Annotated in this window: 19 protein-coding genes; 5 read left to right on the top strand and 14 right to left on the bottom strand. The window is 43.1% G+C overall.

Translation table 11 applies throughout. The annotated features are described in order from the left end of the window. Nucleotides 1–46: 46 nt before the first annotated feature. The 3 genes from ACP14V_RS15200 to ACP14V_RS15190 all read right to left on the bottom strand — a co-directional run bounded on the left by ACP14V_RS15200 (nt 47) and on the right by ACP14V_RS15190 (nt 1,593). Nucleotides 47–514: a hypothetical protein gene (locus ACP14V_RS15200; protein WP_272608821.1), complete on the bottom strand. Its 468-nt coding sequence runs from the start codon at nt 512–514 to the stop codon at nt 47–49. Nucleotides 515–567: 53 nt separating this feature from the next. After that, a complete protein-coding gene (locus tag ACP14V_RS15195) occupies nt 568–1,062 on the bottom strand; it encodes a Dps family protein (RefSeq protein ID WP_272608820.1) in 495 nt (164 codons plus the stop codon). A 282-nt stretch (nt 1,063–1,344) separates the two neighbouring features. Beyond that, nucleotides 1,345–1,593 (bottom strand): hypothetical protein, encoded by a 249-nt coding sequence (locus tag ACP14V_RS15190; RefSeq protein ID WP_424987576.1) that lies wholly within the window; start codon nt 1,591–1,593, stop codon nt 1,345–1,347. A 216-nt stretch (nt 1,594–1,809) separates the two neighbouring features. On the opposite strand from ACP14V_RS15190, the gene ACP14V_RS15185 reads away from it, so the two are divergent. Further along, on the top strand, nt 1,810–2,142 hold the full coding sequence (locus ACP14V_RS15185; protein WP_272608818.1) for a single-stranded DNA-binding protein: 333 nt from the start codon (nt 1,810–1,812) through the stop codon (nt 2,140–2,142). 134 nt (nt 2,143–2,276) lie between these two features. Continuing rightward, nucleotides 2,277–2,693 carry a hypothetical protein gene (locus ACP14V_RS15180; RefSeq protein ID WP_136564730.1) on the top strand — a complete coding sequence of 139 codons (417 nt, stop codon included), beginning with the start codon at nt 2,277–2,279 and terminating at the stop codon, nt 2,691–2,693. 276 nt (nt 2,694–2,969) lie between these two features. On the opposite strand, the gene ACP14V_RS15175 is transcribed toward ACP14V_RS15180, so the two are convergent. From ACP14V_RS15175 to ACP14V_RS15150, 6 genes are all read right to left on the bottom strand, one after another. Then, a complete protein-coding gene (locus ACP14V_RS15175) occupies nt 2,970–3,809 on the bottom strand; it encodes a phosphatase PAP2 family protein (RefSeq protein ID WP_272608817.1) in 840 nt (279 codons plus the stop codon). 31 nt (nt 3,810–3,840) lie between these two features. After that, nucleotides 3,841–4,743 (bottom strand): histone deacetylase family protein, encoded by a 903-nt coding sequence (locus ACP14V_RS15170; RefSeq protein ID WP_272608816.1) that lies wholly within the window; start codon nt 4,741–4,743, stop codon nt 3,841–3,843. Between the two features lie 9 nt (nt 4,744–4,752). Beyond that, a complete protein-coding gene (locus ACP14V_RS15165) occupies nt 4,753–6,876 on the bottom strand; it encodes a Tex family protein (protein ID WP_272608815.1) in 2,124 nt (707 codons plus the stop codon). A 110-nt stretch (nt 6,877–6,986) separates the two neighbouring features. Further along, nucleotides 6,987–9,065 carry a methionine--tRNA ligase gene (gene metG / locus ACP14V_RS15160; protein ID WP_272608814.1) on the bottom strand — a complete coding sequence of 693 codons (2,079 nt, stop codon included), beginning with the start codon at nt 9,063–9,065 and terminating at the stop codon, nt 6,987–6,989. A gap of 158 nt (nt 9,066–9,223) precedes the next feature. After that, nucleotides 9,224–10,945: a DUF1501 domain-containing protein gene (locus tag ACP14V_RS15155; protein WP_136564725.1), complete on the bottom strand. Its 1,722-nt coding sequence runs from the start codon at nt 10,943–10,945 to the stop codon at nt 9,224–9,226. Nucleotides 10,946–10,955: 10 nt separating this feature from the next. Then, nucleotides 10,956–12,470 carry a DUF1800 domain-containing protein gene (locus ACP14V_RS15150; RefSeq protein ID WP_272608813.1) on the bottom strand — a complete coding sequence of 505 codons (1,515 nt, stop codon included), beginning with the start codon at nt 12,468–12,470 and terminating at the stop codon, nt 10,956–10,958. Nucleotides 12,471–12,639: 169 nt separating this feature from the next. On the opposite strand from ACP14V_RS15150, the gene ACP14V_RS15145 reads away from it, so the two are divergent. Together ACP14V_RS15145 and ACP14V_RS15140 are read left to right on the top strand one after the other, a co-directional pair. Continuing rightward, nucleotides 12,640–12,999 (top strand): YraN family protein, encoded by a 360-nt coding sequence (locus ACP14V_RS15145; RefSeq protein ID WP_272608812.1) that lies wholly within the window; start codon nt 12,640–12,642, stop codon nt 12,997–12,999. Nucleotides 13,000–13,060: 61 nt separating this feature from the next. Continuing rightward, complete coding sequence (locus ACP14V_RS15140) at nt 13,061–13,720, top strand: aspartate kinase (RefSeq protein WP_136564722.1); 660 nt, start codon at nt 13,061–13,063, stop codon at nt 13,718–13,720. On the opposite strand, the gene ACP14V_RS15135 is transcribed toward ACP14V_RS15140, so the two are convergent. After that, nucleotides 13,717–14,217, bottom strand: coding sequence for a VOC family protein (locus ACP14V_RS15135; protein WP_272608811.1), 501 nt, complete (start codon nt 14,215–14,217; stop codon nt 13,717–13,719). The genes ACP14V_RS15140 and ACP14V_RS15135 overlap by 4 nt on opposite strands. 84 nt (nt 14,218–14,301) lie before the next feature. On the opposite strand from ACP14V_RS15135, the gene ACP14V_RS15130 reads away from it, so the two are divergent. Then, on the top strand, nt 14,302–15,456 hold the full coding sequence (locus tag ACP14V_RS15130) for a serine hydrolase domain-containing protein (RefSeq protein ID WP_272608810.1): 1,155 nt from the start codon (nt 14,302–14,304) through the stop codon (nt 15,454–15,456). 7 nt (nt 15,457–15,463) lie between these two features. Here the strand turns inward: ACP14V_RS15130 and ACP14V_RS15125 are convergent, their stop codons facing one another. The 4 genes from ACP14V_RS15125 to ACP14V_RS15110 form a co-directional block, all read right to left on the bottom strand. After that, nucleotides 15,464–16,168 carry an adenine nucleotide alpha hydrolase gene (locus tag ACP14V_RS15125; protein WP_272608809.1) on the bottom strand — a complete coding sequence of 235 codons (705 nt, stop codon included), beginning with the start codon at nt 16,166–16,168 and terminating at the stop codon, nt 15,464–15,466. Nucleotides 16,169–16,182: 14 nt separating this feature from the next. Continuing rightward, nucleotides 16,183–19,602: a transcription-repair coupling factor gene (gene mfd, locus ACP14V_RS15120; protein ID WP_272608808.1), complete on the bottom strand. Its 3,420-nt coding sequence runs from the start codon at nt 19,600–19,602 to the stop codon at nt 16,183–16,185. A gap of 697 nt (nt 19,603–20,299) precedes the next feature. Further along, the gene (gene pdeM, locus ACP14V_RS15115; RefSeq protein ID WP_272608807.1) at nt 20,300–20,932 is read right to left on the bottom strand and encodes a ligase-associated DNA damage response endonuclease PdeM; all 633 of its coding nucleotides are present in this window, start codon (nt 20,930–20,932) and stop codon (nt 20,300–20,302) included. A gap of 307 nt (nt 20,933–21,239) precedes the next feature. Then, a complete protein-coding gene (locus ACP14V_RS15110; protein ID WP_272609307.1) occupies nt 21,240–23,702 on the bottom strand; it encodes a ligase-associated DNA damage response DEXH box helicase in 2,463 nt (820 codons plus the stop codon). Nucleotides 23,703–23,738 lie beyond the last annotated feature (36 nt).

The raw sequence follows: 23,738 nt of genomic DNA, 5'->3' as shown, positions 1-23,738 counted from the left end.
CTCCCGGCCCATTTGTCAATCAAAAAACGAAATCTGAAAAAGGAAATTATATTTCCCTGAATTCCTCTACAGAGAAAAAGTCTTTATCGGTATTGTCAATAAAGTAAATACCTTTCGTTACAAAATACTGCATGGTTTTGTCGTCTATCTTGACGGCAAACCCCTTTTTTGTGGGAACTACCTTAAAACTATCGGTTACGGACCGTCTGTATTTTAAGACCATATAGTGATCATAATTTTGATCATTGTCTTTGTCCACGGCAATGAGTTTGGTAACTACTGCCGGTTTCTCTTTTCTATTTTGATTAACTTGACTCATCTCTTTTTGTTTCAAGACCATGGGGTAATTTCTATGCTCCATGACCTTAAGGCTGTATGGAACCTCGGTGCCATCTTTTTCAATGGAAAAAGTTTTATGGATAGTGGCGTTCATATGACCGGAGTCTTGGCTTTGGGCATATCCTGCCATACCGGTTAGTATAAAAATTGATAAGAATGTTGTTAGGATTTTCATGGGTAAATGTTTTTAAATGATACATATTTTCTTTCTCAGGGTGTGGTCAAGAATTATTTGAGATAAGCAGTGAACATCCAATTTCTTTTTTCCATGTGCATAAGGAAATCGGTGAGGATTTGTTCCGTGGCCACATCACCACTTTCCAAGGCGGCATTGATACCGTCCAGCATATTGTTATGTAGTATTTCATAATCGTTTAGTACTTCCCGTACCATTTCTATAGCGGACAGTTCTTTTTCAGGTTCCTTTATGGTAGAAAGCTCAATGGTTTTCTTTAGGGTAAAGTTGGGTTTCACGCCAAAGACGCGAATGCGCTCTGCTACAATATCAATGTTTTCCTTGGTGGTGTTGTATTCTTTTTCAAATACTTCATGGAGTTCAAAAAATTCTGGACCTTCAATGTTCCAATGAAAATTTCTCAGTTTATTGTAGAATACCTGATAGTTGGCAAGTAGAGTATTTAGAGTGACTACAATTTCGGCAGTCTCCAAATAGGTAAAACCTAATTTTTTAAATGTCTTGTTTTTTGTTTTTACAGTTTCCATTTTTTGTGTTTTTCTGATTCGACTTTGTGTTTAATTTGATGCATACCCTATTTGGTCCATAAATCGGGCTTAATAAGAAATGCATTTTGTACGCTGGGTTGTGGGAAAAGAAGGTTTCCCAATATGGATATAAGGGTCAATTGCTCGACCTAGAAGATAATAGGATTGAAGTCTGTTTTTATGATATCCATATTATTAATATAGAAGTATATTTCAGAAAATCAAGTATTTAACATGGTTTAACGTCTCTAAACACTCTATTAACAGTTTTGAGGTGGTATTTTATTCATTGTCCCGATTTCGCACAATAAAATCCTTGTTGAGAGCAACGTATATATCGGCAGAAATATCAATGACATACTCTTTGTCGCTATTAAAGACTTTTTGGGACTCTCCATTTTGATGGTCATGCTCTTGGATGTAGATGGTTTCCATTTTATCATATAACCGTTTTCCAAGACTAAAGCGTTTTACTACTGTGTATTTGTGGATGCACCGTATGATCATTTGTGTTGTTTGGTTGAGTTTCATCTTAAGACACTCTTTGGATGTATTTGGTCACTCTCCTTTTGATTGTTGCTTGATTTAATCAATCGGCACCTATATTAAATTTCAATCATTTACATGCGTTTACAAACGAAAACAAATGATTTCAAACCGATTCATGCTTTGAACGGCTGCTAAGTTTGCCCTGTCGAACAAAACCTATTCGATAGTAGTAACTGTTTAACGCTTAAATCTTAAATCATGAATTCACTACGAAACAAAGTACAGTTAATTGGTAACCTGGGGAACGACCCAGAAATCATCACCATGGAAAATGGAAACAAACTGGCCAAGTTCTCTGTGGCCACTAATGAATCCTACAAAAATGGAGATGGCGAAAAAGTAACCGATACGCAATGGCACAATATTGTGGCTTGGGGGAAAATGGCTGAGATAGCCGAGAGTTATCTTGTCAAGGGAAAGGAAGTCATCATTGAAGGGAAGTTGATGTCCCGTGCCTATGAAACCAAGGAAGGTGAGAAACGGTATGTCACTGAAATTAAATGCAATGAGCTTTTAATGATAGGTAAATAAGACGATTCCTACATGTGAACGAGAAAGGGGGCAGTTTGTCCCCTTTCTTTTTGTTTACTATGACTTCATGATATCTTAAAGTAAATAGATGCAAGCTTTGGGGTACTTGTTCGTCTTACTAAAAAAAGATTGCCATGAAAGCTATGATCCCCTTCATATTGTTCCTTTGCTTTGGACCATTGTTATTGGCCCAACAGGAGAGTATTGTACCTCAAAACTTTAGATTTTATGAGGATCTAGCCCTTCGTGATGCGCAATATGAGCAGAAATTGGAAGCCATGGACCTACAGGATGAACTGGATTATTGGACGGACCAGCATAATTATGAGCGCCAATTGGGAACAGAAAACTTTACGGCCTATCTGGTATACATGAAAAGCAAAAAGGAGGCCTATCAACGGCACCTACAAAATTGTACGGAAGGCTGTATCCATAGCAGACGTTTCTTTGAAAGGGCCCATGAGTATCTTTCTTCTTCGGATACGGAATACTTAAAACAGCTAATGGAAAATGGAATGGTCTTGAACACTTCCCCAAAAAGAAACCAATAAGACTAAAAAATCCACCAATTGGTGGATTTTTATGCAACTTTCTTTAAAAGGTCAAAACAAGGACAGCGCTTGCAACGCTTGTTTTCTCCCTTTTTATATTTTTTACAGCACTTGGTCTTGCAGTTAGTAACCTGAAGTTCTTTCAACAAGGCCTTTTTCTGTTTTTTTTCTTCTTTTTTCTTCTTCTTTCCCATCTATCAACACAGTGGATGGGCAAAAATAATTATTTTAAATCAATCTAAATAAAAAATTATTAACAATTGTTTGACTCCCAAGCTAAAAACGAAGGGCAACTCCCATGGTATTTGGGCCAAAGGAAAGGTTCCAGCTTAATTTTGATTGGTTGTCATTGTATTTCTCATCGTATTTGGAATCCAAGTACTTGTCTATGGATTCTACAATAAAAATGCTCAGTACAGTGCTAAAAGCAACATCAGAAACCCAATGGAAATCATCCACAACCCGGACCATACCGGGAATCATGCCAACGGTATATAATCCTGCTTTCACCCAAGGACTTTTAAATTGCTTGGCAATGGCATATGCGTTGCTAAAAGCCAACATGGCATGGCCAGATGGGAAGGAGTCATAATCATATACACGGTCCAAGTGGAATGGGTCAAACGTACTGGAACTGGCTCCACTTTTTGGTCTTGCCCTACCTATGATACGCTTGCTCACTTGTTGTAAAAACCCACCTGCGGTGGCAGACGAAATCAGGAGCACCCCGGTCCGTCTCAGTTTTTCATTTTTGGTAAAGAGTCCGGCCAAATATACTCCTCCTGTGAGCATATAATTGTTTTCAGGACTGCCATACTCATGTCCATAGTCAATCACAAAATCAGGAATGTCTTTGCGAAAACCGCTTTTCCAATCGTTGAGCTCGTCATCCGCGGTAAAAAGAAGCAAGGTGCCTCCAGTCAGATATCCAAAATTGGCCCAATCGTTTCCTTGCCAATGAAATGGCCGTGAATAGGCATGGCCAACCCCGCCAAAAATGTTTCCAACATCATAGGTGAAGTTGTTCCAGAGGTTTTTCTCTTTTGTTGGTTGTAATTCTTGACCTGCTACGGGAATCACAATTAAGATAATAATGAAGTATTTGAACAATTTCATGGCGATTGAAAATAAAAATTAGGCGATAAAATTACGCATAAATGTCCTGCGCCAATCTAAAGGTATTGGCATGGGCTTCTACAATAACCTTAATGTCGGGAGAATACCCTCCTCCCATACAGCATTGTACTGGAATTTTTGCATTATAACACATTTCCAGCACGTAGCGGTCACGTTCTCTGCATCCCTCCAAACTCATGGCCAAGGTGCCCAATTTGTCGGAGGCCAGTACGTCCACACCGCAGAGATAGAAGATGAAATCCGGTTGTACTTTATCTAAAAGGCCGGGTAGGGTGTGCTTTAAAATGGAAAGGTACGCTTGGTCCGTGGTACCTTTTTCCAGAGGGATATCCAAGTCCGAAGTTTCCTTTTTGAAGGGATAATTACCCCTTCCATGCATGGAAAACGTAAAAATAGTGGGGTCGTCCTGAAAAATTTCGGCAGTACCGTTGCCTTGGTGTACATCTAAGTCAATAATTAAAATATTCTTGGCCAAGTCTTTTTTTTGAAGATATCTGGCCGCTATGGCTTGGTCGTTCAATAGGCAAAAAGCTTCGCCTCTGTTGGAATACGCATGATGGGTTCCTCCTGCGATATTCATGGCAATACCATGTTCAAGTGCAAATTCACAACCCTTGATTGTGCCATCTGCAATAATCTGTTCACGTTTCACCAATTCGTCACTTAAGGGAAAACCTATTTTTCGAATGGCACGCTTATCTAGATGTAGGTTTATCAAATCCTCATAATATGCTTCGGTATGAACCGCTAAAATAGATTTGACATCAGGAAAAGAGGGTTCAAAGAAGTTTTCTTTGCCGCAGGTACCTTCATGAAGAAGCTGTTGGGGCAACAACTCATACTTGATCATGGGAAACCGATGCCCTTCCGGTAATGGATGCCTGTAAATGGAATGGTAGGCTATTTTTAGCATTGAATTCCCTTATTTGTGAAGAGCCAGTTGAATACGTTTTCTAGAAACATCCACATCCAACACTTTGACCACCACTTGCTGATGTAGGCTTACGTGCTCATTGACATCTTTCACAAAAGTATCTGAAAGATTGGAAATATGGATGAGTCCACTTTCCTTGATACCGATGTCCACAAAACAACCAAAATTGGTAATATTGTTTACAATGCCCGGCAATAATTGTCCTTCTCTTAAATCGGTTATTTCCTTGATGTTTTGGTTAAAGGTAAACACCTTGGCTTTTTCCCTGCGGTCCAAACCAGGTTTTTCCAATTCTCCTAGAATATCTTTTAAAGTAGGAATTCCAATATTGTGCGTGCAATAGGATTCAAGGTCGATGTTTTGTAAGACCGATTTATTGCCAACAATCTCTTTCAAGGAAATGCCTTGGTCTTTCACCATTTTTTCAACTATGCCATAACTTTCTGGGTGAACAGCTGAGTCGTCCAATGGATTTTCACCCTCTTTGATACGCAGGAATCCGGCACTTTGTTCAAAGGCCTTTCCACCAAGCCGGGGTACTTTTTTAATTTGGTCCCTGCTGGTAAAGGTCCCATGTTCATTGCGATAGGTGACAATGTTTTCAGCCAGTTTCGGACCAATGCCCGACACATAGCTGAGGAGGGGCACACTAGCGGTATTGATGTTGACCCCGACGGAATTGACACAGCTCTCAACCACGGTGTCCAAGGAGGTTTTCAATTGGGTTTGGTCCACATCGTGTTGGTATTGGCCCACCCCAATGGATTTGGCATCTATTTTCACCAATTCGGCCAAGGGGTCTGCCAAACGGCGCCCAATGGAAACTGCCCCTCGGACAGTAACATCGTAGTTTGGGAATTCATCCCTGGCAATTTTGGAGGCCGAATAGATGGAAGCTCCTGCTTCACTGACCACAAAAACCTCAATGGGGTTTTTAAATGCAATACGTTTTACCAGTTGCTCCGTTTCCCGTGATGCGGTTCCATTGCCAATGGCAATGGCCTCAATTTTGTACGCATCGACCAAGGAACTTATTTTTTTGATGGCCCCTGCACTGTCCCGTTGAGGTGGATGTGGATAAATGGTCTCGTTGTGTTTTAAATCGCCTTGCGCATCCAAGCACACCACTTTGCAGCCCGTTCTGAACCCCGGGTCTATGGCCAAAATACGTTTTTCGCCCAAAGGAGCACCCAATAGCAATTGCTTTAGGTTTTTGGAGAACACCTGTATGGCCGAAGTATCCGCTTTTTCCTTGGCGGTCTTCAAAAGTTCGTTGGAAAGAGAGGGAAATAAAAGGCGTTTGTAGGCATCCGCTATGGCCAGTTCAATCTGTTGCGAACAAGTATTGTTGGATTTGATGATGCGTCTTTCAATGGCATTGAGTGCCCTGTCATCATCGATTTCAATCTTAACCCGGACAAACCCTTCCTTTTCCGCTCGCATTATGGCCAAAAACCTGTGGGAGGGACAGCGGTCCAATGGCTCGCTCCATTCGAAATAGTCGCGGAACTTTTGGGCCTTTTCGTCCTCTTTTTTGGTTTTGATGACGTTGGTGGTGATCAAGGCATGGCGTTCCAGCTGGTTGCGTAGCTGGTTTCGAATGTCCGAACGTTCATTGATCCATTCCGCAATGATGTGGCGGGCGCCTTCCAAAGCTTCATCTTCATTGTTGACTTCCTTGCCTAAATATTTGGAAGCGATGAACTCAATCTCATCACTCCGCTGGGCCATGATAATCTTTGCCAAGGGTTCCAACCCATTTTTTCGGGCAGTCTCCGCTTTGGTCTTTTTACTTTTTTTGAAAGGGAGATAAAGATCCTCCAGAGTGGTAAGGTCGGAACAGTTCTGGAACTTTGTCTGTAATTCCGGGGTAAGTGAGCCCTGTTCTTCGACCGCCTTGATAATGGCGGATTTCCGCTTTTTCAGAGCCTCAAACTGGGTTTTATACTGTACAATGGCCCCAATTTGGACTTCATCCAGATTACCGGTACGCTCTTTTCTATAGCGGGAGATAAAAGGAACGGTACAATCTTCGTTCAACAAAGCCACGGTGTTCTCCACACTCTTTTGCGAAAGTTGGGTGTGGTGCACAATATAAGGAACGAGTTGCATGATGTTTGTTTAGTAGTTATCACTTCGAGCGCAGTGGGGAAGTCTTACAATCCAAATTTTTGAAAGAGGGTATCGACTGCGTTCGACCAAATAGTTTCTTTGAATGTGAACTAGCTTATACCTTCCCCATTCCCAACCCCATCTTCATCTGGGTTGACGAACACCAATTTCCCTTCTTGGTTTTCGGTCATTAAAATCATCCCTTGACTTTCCACACCGCGTAATTTTCTTGGGGCAAGGTTCACCAAAACGGTTACTTTTTTCCCTACGATATCTTCGGGTTTAAAACTCTCGGCGATTCCGGATACAATGGTTCGGGTGTCCAATCCGGTATCTACTTTCAACACCAAGAGCTTGTTGGCCTTGGGCATTTTTTCGGCTTCTACAATGGTACCCACCCGCATATCCAGTTTGGTGAAATCGTCAAAAGTGATGGTGTCTTTTTCAGGGGTCACGGCTTTGTCCATTTGTGCATTTACTTTTTTGGTAGCTTCCAGTTTGTCCAATTGTTGTTGGATCTCCGCATCTTCAATTTTTCGGAAAAGCAGTTCACTTGGGTTTATGGTATGTCCAGAGGGAAGTATTACATTGTTATTAGGCTTGATATCATCCCATGAGGGTATTTCAGAAAGTGAATTAAAATTGAGAATATTCTTTAATTTTTTTGAGATGAATGGTAGAAAAGGTTCACTAAGGATAGCTAAAGATGCAGCAATCTGTAATGCCACAAACATAATGGCCCTTACTCCTTCATCATTAGTCTTTATCAATTTCCATGGCTCACTATCAGCAAGATACTTGTTTCCTAAACGGGCTAAATTCAACAGTTCCTGACTGGCTTCTCTAAATCTATATCTTTCTAACGATTCTTCAATTTGCTTTGGGAAAAAGCCTGCTAATTGCAGAGTTCTTTTGTCGGAGGGATCCATTCGTTCAGCTAAAGGAACAACTCCATCGTAATATTTGTGGGTCAACACGGCCACGCGGTTCACGAAATTTCCAAAAATGGCCACCAACTCATTGTTGTTTCGAGCTTGGAAATCTTTCCAAGTAAAATCATTGTCCTTGGTCTCTGGGGCGTTGGCGGTCAAGGCGTAGCGGAGCACATCTTGCATATCCGGAAATTCTTCCAAATATTCGTGTAACCAAACGGCCCAATTCTTTGAAGTGGAAAGCTTGTTGCCCTCCAAGTTCAAGAATTCATTGGCAGGGACATTTTCCGGCAAAACAAAATCGCCATGGGCCTTAAGCATGCTCGGGAAAATGATACAGTGGAACACAATATTGTCCTTTCCTATAAAATGGACCAACTTGGTGTCCTTGTCCATCCAATAGGGTTTCCAATCTTTTCCTTCGCGTTCGGCCCATTCCTTGGTGGAGGAAATATATCCGATAGGCGCATCGAACCAGACGTAGAGCACTTTCCCTTCGCCACCTTCCACGGGAACGGGTATTCCCCAATCCAAATCTCGGGTTACGGCACGGGGTTTCAGCCCGTCATCAATCCATGATTTGCATTGGCCATAAACATTAGGCTTCCAGTCAGATTTATGACCTTCCAGAATCCATTCTTTGAGAAAATCTTCATAGCGGTCCAAGGGTAAGAACCAGTGTTTGGTCTTTTTAAGCACTGGAATCCCACCGGTTATGGTTGATTTTGGGTTGATGAGGTCTGTGGCATTCAAGGACGAACCGCAGTTTTCACATTGATCACCATAGGCTTCCTCATGACCACATCGAGGGCAAGTACCCACCACAAATCTATCTGCCAAAAACTGTTGAGCTTCCTCATCAAACAATTGCTCGGTCTCCTCTTCGATAAAATCATCTTGCTCGTACAGTTTTTTGAAGAAATCCGATGCAGTCTGATGGTGTACCTTAGCAGATGTTCGGGAATAGTTATCAAAAGAAATCCCGAATTCGGCAAACGATTTTTTTATGATGCCGTGGTATTTGTCTATGATCTCTTTTGGGGAGACCCCTTCTTTTTTGGCCTTCATAGGGATGGCCACACCGTGTTCGTCACTACCGCAGATAAAGGCAACATCCTGTCCTTTTAGTCTAAGGTAGCGGGAATAGATATCGGCTGGAACGTACACCCCCGCCAAATGGCCAATGTGAATGGGGCCATTGGTGTAGGGTAGCGCAGCTGTAATGGTGTATCTTGAAGGAGACGTTGTCTTGGGCATGTATTGTGTAATTAGGCCTCAAAAATACTCATTTTGGAAGAAGCCTAAAATGCCTTGCGACGAAAAAGCAAAACCTCCAAATTGTGCAGCCCAAAATTGGGGTGTGGGGTTGCACAACAGGAGGCTTTTTTGAATAAATGATTAAGTATCCCGCTTTTTTACATGATCATTACGGATTTGCTCATTCGTTGATCCGCAACGGATATTCTATAAATGTATTTCCCAGTGGAAAGACTATCTCTCATACGCTCCCTAATATTGATTTCGGTGGAACCTTCCAACATCATCTCATTGAAGACCGTTCCCACTTTTTGCCCAAGAATATTAAAAAGCTCAATATCCACATGCGCAGCAAAAGGCATCTCCAAATGAATATGCGGTGCCCTTTGGTTTGGGTAGTAGGGGGTATGTACAATATTGTTCAACAAATCTGGGTTTGGATCTGTACCATCTTCACTTGGGGGTGTTTCCGGGAAGGTTGGTGGGTCGTTGTCCATGGCAATATCGTCAAACTCTTCACCACTACAGTTGAACCCAAGGTCAATGGCCCGGTACTGATACCCCAATAAGTGTTGTTCCACGGATGCTCTTGGTACACAAAGCCATTCGGCTAAAACAGTGCCATAAAGATCCCTGAAATCCATAGTATATTCCAGATTTCCTCTACTATTTGGACTGTCCAGGGAAGGGTGGTCCCCTACAAAGGCGCTACCACTTAATCCAGAACCAAAGAAAAGTGTGGGGGCGGCCTTACCGTGGTCGGTACCGTTGGAACCATTTTCAAAAATCCTTCGACCAAACTCGGAGAAGGTCATACTCAATACCTTATCATCTTGTTCGGTACAGGCCAAATCTTCATAAAAATTGTTGATGGCAATGGAAAGTGTGGACATCAACCGCTCATGTGCAATTGGCTGATTGCCGTGGGTGTCAAACCCGCCCATGGAAATCATGTACACTTTAGTGCCAAGTCCGCCTTTGATCAATTTGGCCAAAAGCGACAATTGTCTGGCAAAACCATTGTCTTGATACTCTACACATCGTAGTGCATCACCACGTTCGTATGCCTCATGGATTTTGCCTGCATACTCATAGGTGGTATTGGCCACACCACGCAAAAAACGTAATTGATCACCGTACATACAGTCATCAAATGGAGCATTTTGAATATCATAGAAGTAACCAGTTTCGGCAATTTGTTCCAATTGCTCCACATTGTTGGTTACAAAAGCGTAATTGGTTTCGTCACCTTGGAAGACCAAATTGGCCAAGTTGCCAATTTGTATGGCTGCAGGCGCCTCGGGTGGATTGATCAAATAATCTGGATACAGTTCTTCAAAGTGCCTGCCCATCCAGCCAGTGGGTTCTCCACTAAAACCTGTGGTGTTTAGGTCGGTATTGGCAAAAATATCGGACCCGGTAAAATGGGATAGACTTTGGTTTTGGTACCCAACCCCATGAACGGCCTTGAACTGGCCATCGCCCCAAAGAGATTCCAGAGCGTTCATATAAGTGGGGACCCCAAAATCATCGGTAAGTTTTAGGATTTTACTTTCCGGGATGTAGATATTGGGCCTAGCATTTGCATAGGTGTCGTATTGTTGAATGGGAATTACCGTGCTTAAGCCATCATTTCCCCCAGATAATCTAATAAGTACCAGAATATTGTCCGTTTCGGCTGCAGCAATGGCAGCAGAAAGGGGAGAAGGGGCAGAGGCGGAAATAAGGTTGCTTCCCAAGAACATGGATCCTGACCCAGCGATGCCCAGTGCTTGGATAAAGGAACGCCTGCTCCAGTTTTTATGTTCCAAATCGTGGCCATCATGTTCGAGGCCCTTGTATGGTGATGATGTATTATGGTTGTGATGAGAATCGCACATGGTAGTAGGGTTATTTTAGTTGGAATTCGGGTTCTCTGGACAAGTGTCTTAGCAACACATAAACTTGTGTAGGCACTTCCATACTTACGGAAAGTGTCCAAAGGCTCAATCCGCCTGCAATGTAGTCAGGGGAATAGTACTCTTCCGGAACATCGTCTATTTTGAAGGCATCCATGGCCTTTTCAAAATCGGCATCTGTTAAAAGGCCTTTTGGTGTAAACTTGTCCACCAAGGCGCGGACCACAATCTCTGGGTTGCTGGTATTGCTGTTGGCTGCACCAACGGCGTCCATGGCCAGGGTCCTAAATTGCTCCGGGTCTGCTTGGAAAAAACGTTCCAAGAACACTTCCGATGTCAACCAACGACCAATAATAAAATTGGTATTGATCCACTGCCGGTCCCGTTGCCAACCTTCCACTTCGGGTGGGTCAAAGAAATCTTGACCAATCAATGCGCATGAGTCCATTATATTGATAATGGTCATATCATCATAGGAAAAGTTGGTTTCCTTCAATAAATTGAAATAAAGATCTGCTGGACTCTTTATTATGACCCCAATTGCTGTTTCATCAAAAAAGTGTTGACTTTTAAAGAGCTGTCGCAATACGGGGGCAATCTCAAAATTGTTTGCAATAAAAGTTTGTGCAAGGCCATCTATAATTTGAGGTGCAATGCCATTGCCATCATCTCCTGTGGAATCTGGATGCACAAAAAACTCGTAAAGTTTTTTACAAATGAACCATGCAATTTCGTTGGGGCGTTCGTTGAAAAGGATATCAATGACATCATCATAGTCCCAATTGCCAGTTTGCCCAAATATAGTTTTGTTCTCTGTGCTAAAATCTTCGGCATTAAAGGTTACTTGTGTACATCCTTCCTCTCCTCTTTCAGTATACCCTGATAATGCTTTTGAGGTTTCAATGATGTCCTCTTCGGTATACCCATTACCATCCCCCAGCGTAAAAAGTTCGTAAAGTTCACGAGCATAGTTTTCGTTGGGGTTGTTCCCCCGGTTTCTAACCCCATCCAAATAGTACAACATGGCACTGGTGAGGCCAATCTCGCTGGTGAACGTTTTAAAATTGCCCAATGAATTGCGTTGAAGGCAATTGATATAGTAGTATAGAAATTGGGTACAATTATAGATTTCCAACTGGGTTACAAAGTGGTTGCTCCAGAAAAAGCTCAACCTGTCTCGCAGGCCATTGTCCATAAGGGCATTTCCGTAGGCGGCGGTAAAGTCTTCTAGCTGGGCGCGTCTCATTTGGCGTGCCAAATCATCGTCATCGGGATAATTGGCATCGGTCCAATCCGCCCATTCAGGGGCTGGAATGACTGGAGCTGCAAGTGCTTGATCTACTAAACTGTCCACTAGATTGTTTGCGGTCTGTCCTGTTGCAGCATTAATAGTTTGTACGGAGGCGCTAAAGCCCAGTCTCCGATATAGATGCGCAGCCCGTAACGCATCCAATGGAATAGTGTACGGCGCTAAGGTCGAGGTGTTACAATTGATGAAGTACTCCATAGCAAAGTCTGGCGTTAATTTGGTACATAGTTTGGGGCAACTATATGTTTATGCTAATGTTGGATGTGGTTCAATTGGGCCAACAAATTACAATCTTAACGTTCTGTATCCCATGAACTACCAATTTTTTCGATGAAATGCATGTTTTTTTCACTAATTTTCTATTTCGATGGCAAAACACACCGAATTTGGAAGACTGGGAGAGCAATTGGCAGTTGATTTTTTGTTGCATAATAGGTATAAAATATTAGCCAGAAACTACCGATATCTCAAAGCAGAAATAGACATCATCGCCCAAAAAGGAAATGCCCTGGTTGTTGTAGAGGTAAAGTCAAGAAATATGGGCTTTTTAGAAGATATTTCCAATACTGTAAACCGTAAAAAAGTAGGTTTGCTCACCCTTGCTGCCAATCAATTTGTACAAGATCGGGATTTAGAAGTTGAGGTTAGATTTGATATTGTCAAAGTAGTTAAGAATGGTAATGGTTTTGAAATAGAGCATCTTGAAAATGCATTTTATTATTTTTAACCATTTGTTTGTTTTGTAACAACATGTTATTTTTGTAGCAAAGCCAAACTAAACCAAAAAAATGAAAACAATCTCTGCGGTAGTTGAACATTACATTAAAAAGAAACCTTTTTTGCAAACTGCCCTTGCACAGGGCATCATCAACCTAACCTCTCTTTCGAGGCAGATCAAGCCCGAAATTGCCGATGAATTGGGTAAGGATGTAAAAGATGGGGCCATCGTCATGGCTCTCAAAAGACTTTCAGATGATTTGGAGTTCCGGGCTACGCACAGAATTGTAAAGGTCCTCAAGAATATTGGGGAGATTACCGTACGCTCCAATCTAACAGATTATACCTTTTTGGCCTCCGATACCATTCTAGAACAACAGGCCCGACTTTTGGAGGAAGTAAATATCAACCAAGATGTGTTCTACACGTCGTCACGGGGGGTCAATGAAATTAATATTGTGATCAGCAATATTATGGATCGGGTAGTGGAAAAGTATTTTAAAAGCGAGCGTTGTACCCAAAAAGTTGAGGGGCTTTCCTCGATTACCGTAAAGCTCCCATCGGAAAATGTGTCGGTACCTGGAATCTATTACTTCATTTTCCAGCGATTGGCCTGGGAAGGCATCATTTTGTACGAAGTGATCTCCACAACCAACGAGTTTACCATTTTAGTCAATGAAGAGCAGGTTGATGTGGCCTTTAAGACCATCAAAGACCTGAAGCTCCTTTAATGTTTTAATTCCTGCAAGAGGGAATTTAAATCCAGAGACTTGGTGTGCATGTCCAATGTGCCATCATTTTTCTGTGGCCAGATTTCCCTTGGTTTGTCCCAATACAGTTCAACGTCGTTTCCATCGGGATCATCCAGATATAGGGCTTCTGAAACCCCGTGGTCTGCAGCACCTGTCAATGGGTAATCTGCTTCCAACAAACGATTTAAAATAGTGGCCAAATCCTTTCGGGTTGGGTAAAGAATGGCCGTGTGGAACAATCCTACGGTATTCTTGGGTGCAGGAGGTGCATTTTTGCTTTGCCAAGTGTTCAATCCAATGTGGTGATGGTACCCTCCTGCCGAAATAAAAGCAGCTTGGTCTCCATAGGTCTGGGTCAACTCAAAACCCAAAAGCCCACAATAAAAGTCAAGGGCACGTTGTAAATCCGAAACTTTAAGGTGTATGTGACCAATTCGGGTTTGGGATGGAATGGAATAAGCGGTAGTCTTGTTCATAAAAGCATTTTTTATAAAAATAACCATTGAAAACGTTCCAATAACAATTGTTAACTTCAAACCATCTTTAAGTTTATTTGCTATATGAAATCAATATTAAAGCTTACGTTCCTTATAAGTCTATTGGGTTATGCACCCATAATGGCACAAGATTTCTTTTTTCCAGAAAGAAATCAACCTTGGAAAACGGCCAACAAGAATCAATTTAAGTATGATGTGCAGTATTTGGAAAAGGCTGTGGATTTTGCCAAGGCAAATGAATATTCCGGGTCCCGGGATTTGCGCCGTGCCATTCTGGAAGGATTTCAACGAGAACCCTTTCATGAAATTTTGGGCCCCACCAAAAAGCGGGGTGGCCCTGCGGGACTTATTTTGAAGGATGGCTATGTACTTGCTTCATGGGGTGATACTAAGCGGGTAGACATGACCTTCAGCGTTACCAAGAGCTTTTTGTCCACCGTTGCCGGATTGGCGGAAGACGCTGGTTTAATTCAGGATACCAAGGACAAAGTGGCCAATTATGTTTGGGACGGAACTTTTGATGGAGAACACAATACCAAAATAACCTGGGAACATCTATTACAGCAAAATTCGGATTGGTCTGGAGAGCTTTGGGGTTTGAAGGACTGGGCGGACCGTCCGCCCAATGAAGGGGGACTGGACGACTGGAAATTTAGAAAGCTTAACGAACCGGGTACGGTCATGGAATACAATGATGTAAGGGTGAATGTCTTGGCCTATTCCTTGACCAATGTGTGGCGAAAGCCTTTGCCAATGGTCTTAAAGGAGCAATTGATGGATCGTATTGGGGCGACCACCACTTGGCGTTGGTATGGCTATGATCATGCTTGGACCGAAATAGATGGGCTACAGATGAAGTCGGTCACGGGAGGCGGACATTCAGGTGCCGGTTTATTTATCTCCACCGAAGATATGGCCCGTTTTGGAATGGTGTTTCTGAACCATGGTAAGTGGGACCAACAACAGTTGGTCAGTCCGGAGTGGATTAAAAAGGCCACACAGCCTTCAGTGCCCAATGTAAATTATGGATATATGTGGTGGCTCAACCAAAAAGGTCCACGGCATTGGGAAGGGGTGCCTGAGCACTTGTTCTATGCTGCTGGGTTTGGAGGCAATTTTATTGTGGTGGACCAAAAAAATGGATTGCTTATGGTAACCCGATGGCTGGAACCCTCCAAAATTGGGGAGTTTGTAAAGCAGGTGTACGAGGCATTTTAATCCTAGCTTATTTCAAGTGAATATCACAAAACCCAAATTGAATGGCATTTTCTGGGTCTGATGGGTTATCGTAGGTCTTAAAGACCTTTTCTCCAATGGTAAATGGGATAGGAGCCTCAAAAATAGGTCCGTCAAAACAGAACGTATGGTATTCCCCGTTTTCACCACAAGGATCAACATCTGAGGGAAATTTGTTTAGGAGTTCTTGGGACAATTCCTGTCCCAAAAAGGATGCGTCCAATTTTGAGTTATTGATGCAAATAATCACTGCCCGAAATCCCAATCCCAAGAATTCTTGTATCAATTGTTTGGTGTCTTTTTTCCATAATGGAAAAAGTGTGGTCAATCCATAGGGTTGAAGCATGTCCTCCCGATATTGCTTTAGGTCTTCCAGAAAGATATCCCCAAAGCCCGTATGGGTATACCCTTCGGACCGTAATCGGGTAACTGTTGTTCGCATCAACTCATTGTATTGTTCCATACTGGGCTTTTCAGGAACTTCAAGGATGTCCAATGGAATCCCAACGGATGCTGCCTGTGCCTCCAGAACGTTTCTGGGCAAGCCGTGCATGGAAACTCTGTTGTAATGCGCATTTACCGTAGTCAGCAATCGGTCAATATCATGATGGCTTTGTTTCAATAGATAGTGAAGTGCCAATGCGGAATCCTTGCCGGAACTCCAGTTGAAATAGGTCTTTGGTTTTTCTGACATAACTGGATATTGGACTATGATACCACTACTTTCTGGGGGCTGAGAGGTTCCAATACCTTCAACGCTTTTTCCACACTGGTGACCCGGTCGAATACCAACAATAATCGTAGCCCATTTCGGGTCTGCTTTTCCTTGAGTTTCGCTTGTTGTGGATGGTGTTGTACATATTGCAACACTTGGGTGAACGCAGCAGTTTGGTAAAACTTGGATTGCTGGTCTGCAATAAAATACCCCATGAATTTGCCCTTTTTCATAATGACCTTTTCCAGACCAATAAGTGTGGCAATCCATTTGATCCGAATGGAATTCAACAGGTCCACGGCTTGCTGTGGCAATTCTCCAAAACGATCCACCAACTCGGATTCATATTTTACAAGCCCTTCTTCATCTTTGATTTCATTGAGTTGGGTGTAGAGGTTCAATCGCTCTGTGATGTTATTGATATAGTCATCCGGGAAGAGCAGTTCAAAGTCCGTATCCAGTTGAATATCCTTCACAAAAACTTTTTCCTTGTGGCCTTCCACTTCCTCGTACAACTCCTTGAACTCGTTTTCCTTGAGTTCTTCTATGGCCTCCGTTAATATTTTCTGATAGGTCTCAAATCCTATTTCGTTGATGAAACCACTCTGTTCCCCGCCCAATAGATCACCGGCACCACGGATTTCCAAATCCTTCATGGCAATGTTGAATCCACTTCCCAAATCGGTAAATTGTTCCAAGGCCTCGATACGTTTTCGGGCGTCGGGGGTCATGACCTCATACGGAGGAGTGATAAAGAAACAGAACGCCTTTTTGTTGCTTCGGCCTACACGGCCCCGCATTTGATGCAGGTCGCTCAAGCCAAAATTGTTGGCATTGTTGATGAAAATGGTATTGGCGTTGGTCACATCCAATCCACTTTCCACAATGGTGGTGGAAACCAACACATCAAACTCCCCGTTCATAAAGGCCAGCATCAGCTGTTCCAGCTTTTTGCCCTCCATCTGTCCATGGCCTATCCCAATTTTGGCATCGGGGACCAGACGTTGGATCATTCCGGCCACTTCCTTAATGTTCTCAATGCGGTTATGGATAAAAAATACCTGCCCACCTCGTTGGATTTCATAGGAAACCGCATCACGGATGATTTCTTCATTGAACCGAATGACCTGACTTTCGATAGGGTATCGGTTGGGCGGTGGTGTGTTGATGACGGATAGGTCCCGGGCTGCCATCAAACTAAATTGCAGGGTTCTTGGGATAGGTGTGGCGGTCAGTGTAAGCACATCAACATTTTGCTTGATGGAACGGAGTTTTTCCTTTACTGAAACCCCAAATTTTTGCTCCTCGTCCACAATCAATAATCCCAATTCCTTGAACTGGACATTTTTGTTCACCAACTGGTGCGTTCCGATGATAATGTCAATTTTGCCTGCCGCCAAACGCTCCAGAACATCCTTTTTTTCCTTTGCGGTCCTAAAACGGTTCAAGTAATCCACAGTTACGGGCATATCCTTCAAACGCTCCCGAAAGGTTCTGCTATGTTGGAATGCCAAGATGGTGGTGGGTACCAGAACAGCCACTTGTTTCCCATTGTCCACGGCCTTGAAGGCCGCACGAATGGCTACCTCGGTCTTTCCAAAACCAACATCCCCACAGATGAGTCGGTCCATTGGGCGCTCACTCTCCATGTCCCTTTTAACATCCTGGGTGGATTTTTCCTGATCAGGGGTGTCCTCGTACAAAAATGAAGCCTCCAACTCGTGTTGCAAATAACTGTCCGGGGTATATTGAAACCCTTTTTCCAGCCTCCTTTTGGCATACACTTGGATGAGGTTAAAAGCAATTTTCTTGACGCGACTTTTGGTCTTTTGCTTAAGCGTTTTCCATGCCGCTGAACCAAGCTTGTATATTTTTGGGGGCGCCCCGTCCTTGCCGTTGTATTTGGAAATCTTGTGCAGGGAATGGATGCTGACATATAATATGTCCCGGTCACCATAAATCAATTTGATGGCTTCTTGTTTCTTGCCCTCAACATCTATTTTCTGCAATCCCCCGAACTTGCCGATACCATGGTCAATATGGGTTACATAATCCCCAATCTCAAGTTTATTGAGTTCTTTTAGGGTAATGGCCTGTTTTTTGGCGTACCCATTTTTCAGGTGGAACTTATGGTAGCGCTCAAAAATTTGATGATCGGTGTAACAGGCCAGTTTTAGATCTACATCAATGAAACCTTGATACAGAGGAAAAACCAGGGTTTGGTAGTGTACGGTCTGATCTACTTCCTCAAAAATATCGTGAAGACGCTTGGCTTGTTGTTCGGTGGAACAGAAAATATAGTTGGTGAAACCCGCTTCACGATTCTCATTGAGGTTTTCAATAAGCAGGTCGAATTTTTTATTGAAGGCAGGCTGGGGTTTGGTGTTGAATTGAATAGCAACATTATTGTTTTCTGTCTGCTTCTCGACTGCGCTCGAAGTGACAGTTGTTCCTATTTCAGCACACAAAAAATCCTGCAATTGGGATTTCATCAAAGTGGAGTCCACAAAAAGCTCTTGGGGCTTCGCATGCTTGATTTCCTCGCTCAGTTTGGTAAAACTCTCCTCCGCCTTGGCAAAAAAAGAATCAATGCGGTCATAGATCAAAGCTGGGTTTTTGGCAAAAACCACCGTTTTGGGTGAAATATACTTGAGGAAACTCTCGCGGCTCTCCTGCAAAAACTTGTTTTCCACATTGGGGATGATGGTGATTTTTTTTACCTTTTCCAAGGAGAGCTGGGTCTCTACATCAAACGTACGGATGCTGTCCACTTCGTCCCCAAAGAATTCAATACGATAGGGTTCATCATGCGAAAAGGAAAAAACGTCCACAATACCTCCACGCACGGAAAATTCCCCGGGCTCTGTCACAAAATCCACCCGTTTAAACTGGTATTCAAATAACACCTCGTTCAAAAAATCCAACGAAAGGGTGTCTTCCAATTTTATCTTGAGGGTGTTTTTGTCCAGTTCCTTTCGGGTGACCACTTTTTCAAAAAGAGCATCAGGATAGGTGACAATCACCGCGGGTTTCTTTCTAGAGTTGATACGGTTGAGGACTTCTGCCCGCAACAAGACATTGGCGTTGTCCGTCTCTTCAATTTGATAAGGCCTTCGATAGCTGCCTGGGTAAAAAAGCACATCTTTCTCCCCTATCAACTGTTCCAGATCGTTCAAGTGATAGGCAGCCTCTTCCTTATCGTTCAAAATCAATAGAAAAGGTGCTTCGGCTGATTTGAATGCCTCGGAAAGTACAAAGGAGAGGGACGATCCCACTAGGCCTTTGATGTTGATTTTTTGGAAGGATTTCGACTTCTCGGAGGAGGTCGAACCTACGTTTTGTGCAATGGTGTCCCGCAGTTTTCCCAGTGGGGAAGACTGTGCGTAGTGTTGCGAGATGGAGGCTTTGGTCAATCCAAAAACTTTGCAGCAAAGATAAAATGAAATGTTTTTTATAAAAAGTGTTTTTTGGATTTCTCACGTTCATTGTATTCAGTTCGAAATGACCTTTTCAGAGCGATGTCATTTCTAGCCCTGTCCTGGGTGTATGCGAAGGAGCTGTGAGAAAACTTTTTGGTTTTTGACACGAATGACACGACTATTCTAGATTGTCATTTCGAACGAATGTGAGAAATCTATGAGTTGGTGAGATTTCTCAATCAATGCTCCGCATCTCATATCGAAATGACATCAGATTAAATAATCGATTGGGCAAAGGAGCAATAAGGTGATATCGGATAGTTTTGGCATGAATGATATTGATTGTGGGAATGCTCGTTACATGGTCATTTCGAACCGAGCGAAGGGAGTGAGAGAAATCTTTTTGTATTGACACGAATGGCACTAATTGTTGCAAATGTTCTGTTGTTATTTCAAGCTCTGTCCTGAGGGTATGCGAAGGAGCTGTGAGAAAACTTTTTGGTTTTTGACACGAATGACACGAATGACACGAATGACACGAATATTCTAGATTGTCATTTCGAACGAATGTGAGAAATCTATGGGTTGGTGAGATTTCTCAATCAATGCTCCACATCTCATATCGAAATGACAAATCAGAGGTGTTTTCAAACAGACCTCTAAAAGGAGTTGAAGGGACATTTTTGGAAATCTAAACCTTGACCACACTACCTTCCACAATCGCAAATACCTCATCATTTTTTGTAGGCTTAAGGGTGTGGGTGCCCGTAAACTCCCCAAAAGCGGGTAGGATCATCTGGTTTTTGGTTTTAAAAAAGCAGGGGAGCCGCAGACTTTGCCTTCCCAACCCTCGTAACTTTACGGCTGGATGGATGTGACCGCAAAATGTAAATTGGTCTGTTCGGGTTTGGGGATGATGGGTCAACAAGAAGTCATCGATGAGGAGTTCGGGGAAGATGGCAATGTTGAGCTGTTCAAATTTTAAGGGCGAAATGATATCGTGGTTCCCGGTCACCAGAATGATTTCCGCAGGGGTTTTGGCCACCCAATTTTCAAACAGCTCCCATTCCTTATTGAGCGAAGAATGAAAAAGATCACCCAAGAAACAGATTTGGAAAGGTTGAAGTTCGGACACGATTTGGTCTAACAATATATAATTTTTATGGACTGCCTTTTGAGGGACAGCGGCCCCAAATTTTCTAAAATGCGATACCTTTCCCAAATGCACATCGCTGATGAGCAATAGCGATTTTTCCACCCAAAATACTCCACCCAAAGGGTGCAGTTGGAACGCCTGATCTTGTATGGTAATGTTATGTGCCACGATAGTTTGTTGAAACAAATTTAATGGTATTGTCATTTCGAACGGATATTGGAAATCTTTTAAATTGACACGAATGACTCGAATTTTTCAAATATTCTATAGTCATTTCGAACCGAGCGAAGGGAGCGTGAGAAATCTTTTTTTGGTTTTGACACAAATGGCACTAATTGTTGTAAATGTTCTGTTGTCATTTCGAGCCCTGTCCTGAGTGTATGCGAAGGAGCTGTGAGAAATCTATTCAAAACAAGATTTCTCAATCGTCGCCGGCTCCTCATTTTGAAATGACGGTTAAGAGTAAAGGGAGTAATTATCGGGTCAGTTTTGCAGTCATCCGTTTGATGCGGTCTGCCAGTTTCTCATTGGACAACTTCTCCCGAAGACGGTCCGTGATAATGGGAAACGAAAATGGAGTGGCCTGACTGCACTTTTTCCAAACAATTTCCTGTTGGGCAATACGCTCCAAGGCCAAGCGCAAACGTCCCTCTTCCAACTGATGTTCAAAGGTTTCGGTAAAGGCTTGTTGGTAGAGAAGGTTGTCATCCTCAAAATCCTTGAACACATCGAACAATAATTGGGAACTGCTTTGCAGATGTTTCATTTTAACCCCTTTTTCAGGATAGCCCGTAAAGACCATACCACTGATCACGGCAATATCCCTGAATTTTCTTCGGGCCATTTCGTTGCTGTTCAAACTTTTTTGAAGGTCGGAAAGCATATAATCGGCAGTGAATAGATTGTTGTCTAGAATATCCTGGATGTTGATTTCCTTGTCGGACAGTAGTTCAAACCCATAATCGTTAAAGGCCAAGGAGCAGGTGATAGGGGTCAATAAGCTGATGCGGTAGGCCAGCAGACTACTCATGCCTTCATGGATGGCCCTGCCCTCAAATGGATAAAAAATATGGTGGTACCCGTCAGAGGACTTAAAGGTCTCGATCAAAAACTGATGGGGCAACGGGACAATACTTTCCTGCCGTTGCTTTGCAAACATGGGGGCAAGCGCCCTAATTTCAGGCCCTTGTTGAGAAATTGGTAGCTGTGCAGTATACAGTTCTTGTCGCAACAATTCGGACATTTTTGCTGAAAAACTGAGTCGACCGCCCATCCAACTTGGAATTTTATTGCTGCGTTTGGAAGAATTGCGTACTTGTGCCGACATGCCCTTGATCCGGATGAATTCCAGATTCCTTCCCGCAAAGGTGAACACATCGCCAGAGGTAAGTTTTGAAATGAACGATTCTTCAATGGTCCCGATATACCCTCCTTTTTGGTAACGGACCGATAGACTGGCATCGCCCACAATGGTGCCGATCTGAAATCGGTGACGCATGGCAACCGTTCTGCTGTTCACCTTAAACCTGCCATCTTCCTCAACCTCAACCTTTTTATATTCATCATAACTTTTTAGACTTTGACTGCCCATGACCAAGAAATTGAGGAGCCATTGCCACTGCTCATCGGTAAGGGCTTGGTAGCAGAAGGTCTGTTTGATTTCTGGATATATTTCTTCGGGGAAAAATCCATCGGAAACCGCCAAGGTGGTTAGGTATTGTATCAGTACATCAAAACTGTTTAAATACGGAATACGGTCCTCCACAGCACTGTTCAACACCGCTTTTTGCATGGCCGAAGCTTCTATGAGTTCCATGGCATGGGTAGGTAAAAAGTAAATCACACTTTCCTTTCCGGGTCGATGTCCACTTCTTCCCGCACGTTGTAAAAAACGGGCTACCCCTTTGGGGCCACCAATTTGGACCACGGTCTCCACGGGGGCAAAATCAACCCCCAAATCAAGACTGGAGGTGCAGACCACGGCCTTGAGGCTTTCATTTCGGATGGCCTGCTCCACCCAAAGACGGGTATCCTTGTTGATGCTGCCGTGATGCATGGCCATTTCGCCGGCAAATTCTGGATACTTTTCCAATATTTTTTGAAACCAAATCTCGCACTGGCTTCGGGTGTTGGTGAACAGGAGCGTGGTTTTGCTGTTACGGATGATGGGTACGACCTCGTCCAGCAAGTGCAGTCCCAAATGGCCCCGCCACGGAAAGGTTTCCATTTGTTTGGGGATGATACTCTTTACGGTGATTTTTTTGTTGAGCTTGGCCTTGACCAAAACCGAGTTCGCCAAGGCAGGGGAAGTGGGCCCCAACAGTACTTCGCGGGCCTGTTCCAGATTGCCAATGGTGGCCGAGATACCCCAAATGCGAAGATTTTTACAGACCGTTTTCAATCGGGAAAGTCCCAACTCCATCTGGATGCCTCTTTTGGTACCTAGCAGTTCGTGCCATTCGTCCACTACAATGGCGGAACAATCCTTGAAAATTTTGGCATATCCTTTTGAGGACAACAATAATTGTAAGCTTTCAGGAGTGGTGATCAACAAATCGGGCATAGTGGTACGTTGCTTGGCCCGTTCCTTGGTAGAGGTGTCCCCGGTTCGGATGCCCACGGTCATTTGGGTTTCCAAATCTTCGGTAATGCGTTCCGCGGATTGTTTTATCTCTTGGGAAAGGGCCCGGAGAGGGGTGATCCAAATCGCTTTTAACCCCTTCTTATGTTTGATTTTATAATCAGGATTATTTTTAATGTGGTTGAGTACTATTGGAAACCAAAGCGCATAGGTTTTTCCACTTCCTGTTGGAGCGTTTAACAGACCATGCTTTCCCATCAAAAAAGCTTTCCATGTTTCTTTTTGAAAGGGAAAGGGTTTCCAGTTCTGTTGGCTGAACCAATTTTCGGCAATATGAAAAAGTTGGGACTCTTTCAGTGGAATACATTTAGGATTTTAAGGAGGAATGAAAAT

Origin of the sequence: Flagellimonas alvinocaridis (assembly GCF_965248585.1) — a bacterium.
Taxonomy (GTDB): Bacteria; Bacteroidota; Bacteroidia; order Flavobacteriales; family Flavobacteriaceae; genus Flagellimonas; species Flagellimonas alvinocaridis.
Note: the sequence above shows the minus strand (reverse complement) of the source record. Positions and strands in the feature narration are given on the sequence as shown.

Excerpts from the sequence above, each read along its gene's own strand:
- ACP14V_RS15180 (WP_136564730.1), top strand. The coding sequence starts at position 2,277 with ATGAAAGCTATGATCCCCTTCATATTGTTCCTTTGCTTTGGACCATTG.
- ACP14V_RS15150 (WP_272608813.1), bottom strand. The coding sequence starts at position 12,470 with ATGGAGTACTTCATCAATTGTAACACCTCGACCTTAGCGCCGTACACT.
- ACP14V_RS15125 (WP_272608809.1), bottom strand. The coding sequence starts at position 16,168 with ATGTCAGAAAAACCAAAGACCTATTTCAACTGGAGTTCCGGCAAGGAT.
- metG (WP_272608814.1), bottom strand. The coding sequence starts at position 9,065 with ATGCCCAAGACAACGTCTCCTTCAAGATACACCATTACAGCTGCGCTA.
- ACP14V_RS15130 (WP_272608810.1), top strand. The coding sequence starts at position 14,302 with ATGAAATCAATATTAAAGCTTACGTTCCTTATAAGTCTATTGGGTTAT.
- ACP14V_RS15165 (WP_272608815.1), bottom strand. The coding sequence starts at position 6,876 with ATGCAACTCGTTCCTTATATTGTGCACCACACCCAACTTTCGCAAAAG.
- ACP14V_RS15190 (WP_424987576.1), bottom strand. The coding sequence starts at position 1,593 with ATGAAACTCAACCAAACAACACAAATGATCATACGGTGCATCCACAAA.
- ACP14V_RS15175 (WP_272608817.1), bottom strand. The coding sequence starts at position 3,809 with ATGAAATTGTTCAAATACTTCATTATTATCTTAATTGTGATTCCCGTA.
- ACP14V_RS15140 (WP_136564722.1), top strand. The coding sequence starts at position 13,061 with ATGAAAACAATCTCTGCGGTAGTTGAACATTACATTAAAAAGAAACCT.
- ACP14V_RS15195 (WP_272608820.1), bottom strand. The coding sequence starts at position 1,062 with ATGGAAACTGTAAAAACAAAAAACAAGACATTTAAAAAATTAGGTTTT.
- ACP14V_RS15185 (WP_272608818.1), top strand. The coding sequence starts at position 1,810 with ATGAATTCACTACGAAACAAAGTACAGTTAATTGGTAACCTGGGGAAC.
- ACP14V_RS15145 (WP_272608812.1), top strand. The coding sequence starts at position 12,640 with ATGGCAAAACACACCGAATTTGGAAGACTGGGAGAGCAATTGGCAGTT.
- ACP14V_RS15170 (WP_272608816.1), bottom strand. The coding sequence starts at position 4,743 with ATGCTAAAAATAGCCTACCATTCCATTTACAGGCATCCATTACCGGAA.
- ACP14V_RS15155 (WP_136564725.1), bottom strand. The coding sequence starts at position 10,945 with ATGTGCGATTCTCATCACAACCATAATACATCATCACCATACAAGGGC.
- ACP14V_RS15200 (WP_272608821.1), bottom strand. The coding sequence starts at position 514 with ATGAAAATCCTAACAACATTCTTATCAATTTTTATACTAACCGGTATG.
- ACP14V_RS15135 (WP_272608811.1), bottom strand. The coding sequence starts at position 14,217 with ATGAACAAGACTACCGCTTATTCCATTCCATCCCAAACCCGAATTGGT.